Here is a 223-nt window from a genome sequence, read left to right as displayed (position 1 = left end):
CCATCGGCTTAGAACTTGACCTCGGGCGGCCGCTCGGAGCCGGCGGTGGCCGTAAAGGTCTCCATGGGCTTGGCGTCCGGGTAGACGACCGACGCGATCCAGCGACCGGGACCGGTGCGCAGCTCCGTGTTGTAGGCCTGCACCGCCGTGATGTAGTCGCGGCGCGCCACCGCGATGCGATTCTCCGTGCCCTCCAGCTGCGATTGCAGGGCCAGGAAGTTGG

The 223-nt window shown here is 68.2% G+C and carries 1 protein-coding gene; it reads right to left on the bottom strand.

Annotation, left to right across the window (positions count from 1 at the left end):
* Positions 1-8 precede the first annotated feature (8 nt).
* A partial coding sequence (locus E4K09_RS26715; RefSeq protein WP_134500664.1) for a LemA family protein occupies positions 9-223 on the bottom strand: 215 nt, incomplete at its 5' end.

The organism is Microvirga pakistanensis (assembly GCF_004458765.1).
In the GTDB taxonomy this organism is placed as follows: Bacteria; Pseudomonadota; Alphaproteobacteria; order Rhizobiales; family Beijerinckiaceae; genus Microvirga; species Microvirga pakistanensis.
The sequence above is the reverse complement of the archived record's forward strand: the minus strand, read 5'-3'. Positions and strand labels throughout refer to the sequence as shown.